Origin of the sequence: Streptomyces sp. TRM70350 (assembly GCF_019219825.1) — a bacterium.
Taxonomy (GTDB): domain Bacteria; phylum Actinomycetota; class Actinomycetes; order Streptomycetales; family Streptomycetaceae; genus Streptomyces.
This window is the reverse complement of record NZ_JAHUXH010000089.1, coordinates 1-1432: the sequence shown is the minus strand read 5'-3', so window position 1 is coordinate 1432 and position 1432 is coordinate 1. Positions and strand designations below refer to the sequence as shown.

Sequence of the window (1432 nt, the reverse complement as noted above, 5' to 3'; positions counted from 1 at the left end):
GTGATCTATCCAGCAGGTTCGTTGGCGGACCGCCGTCGGTAGTGGCTGCGACGGGCTGTTGCCTGGTGGCGTCTGCGCCAGGTGGACCAGTGCAGCAGTCTGGCTGCGGTCACGGCCGGTGGGTCGAAGACGGCGGCGAGCAGATGGCGGATCTCGGGGACAGTCAAGGCGATCAGGTCCTTGCTGCGGGCTGGGTGGTGCGGGTCGGCGGGCCGGTTGGGGGCCGCGCTGGCGGCGACGGCGGTCAGGAAGGCCAGGGCGAACATGGCGAGCGTGATGTGCCGGTGCCATGAGGTCCAGTTGCGGACCTGGTAGTGGTCGAGGCCGACCTGGCTCTTGGCGGCCTGGAAGCACTCCTCGACGCTCCAGCGTGCACCGGCGACGCGGACCAGTTCGGACAGCGTCACCGTGGTGGGTGACCAGCACAGGTAGAAGGCGAGTTCACCACTGGTGCGGTTGCGGCGGATCAGCAGATGGCGGTGGCTGTCGCTGCCGATGTGGACCCAGGCCCAGTCGTAGTAGCGCGGGCCCTTTGCCCCGGGCCCGGCGCTGTGCCGCTGCCAGGCCGTGGCGGGTAGACGCTGGGCGAGGACATCGGTGCGGGCAGGAGTGCGGCCGTGATTGATGCGGACCCGAGTGGAGCAGGCCACGGCCAGCACGTAGCCGATGCCGCGCGCCTCCAGGGCAGTCCGCAACCGCGGGTCCTGGCCGTAAGCTTCGTCGCCGGTCACCCAGGAGGCGGTGATGCCGGCATCCAGCGCGGCGGTGATCATCTCCTCGGCCAGGCGGGGCTTGGTCGCGAACTGCACCCTCTGGGGTATCCCGGCCGCGTGGCGACGCTCGTCATCGGTGCACCACGAGTGCTCGGGCAGGTAGAGCCGGCGGTCGATCAGGGCCCGCCCCCGGCTGGTGGCCAGGGCGAGGAACACACCGACCTGGGAGTTCTCGATGCGTCCCGCCGTCCCGGTGTACTGCCGCTGCACCCCCGCCGAGGTGCGGCCCTTCTTCACAAAGCCGGTCTCGTCCACGATCAGCACACCGCCGTCGGTGCCGAGGTGGTCGGCAACGTAGGTGCGCAGGTCGTCACGAACGGCATCAGCGTCCCAGCGGGCGTAGCGCAGCAGGCGCTGCATCGGCCCGGGTCGGACGTGGCCGGCCTGCTCGGCCAGCTGCCAGCAGTTCTTGCGCTCGACATCCGACAACAGCCCGAGCAGATAGGCGCGGGCTGTGGCCCGAGGCTCAACTCGGCCGAAGCAGCCCGCGATCCGGGCCATGACTTGGTCGAACATCGCCCGCCAGCGGCCAGGGTCTACGCTATGGCCTGCGGCCACCGCACGATCTTCGTTTGTCCACACACCAACCGATGATCACCCGGTGGCCGTCCCCGTTCCCAGCCGGGTCCGCCGCAAGATCGCGAAACCAGACTGGAGTA

The 1432-nt window shown here is 69.7% G+C and carries 1 protein-coding gene; it reads right to left on the bottom strand.

Annotation, left to right across the window (positions count from 1 at the left end; translation table 11 throughout):
- Window positions 1–5: 5 nt before the first annotated feature.
- Window positions 6–1289: an IS701 family transposase gene (locus KWI83_RS37665; RefSeq protein WP_374106466.1), complete on the bottom strand. Its 1284-nt coding sequence runs from the start codon at window positions 1287–1289 to the stop codon at window positions 6–8.
- Between the last annotated feature and the right edge of the window lie 143 nt (window positions 1290–1432).

Coding starts and splice junctions, on each gene's coding strand:
- KWI83_RS37665 (WP_374106466.1), bottom strand. CDS start 1,289: ATGTTCGACCAAGTCATGGCCCGGATCGCGGGCTGCTTCGGCCGAGTT.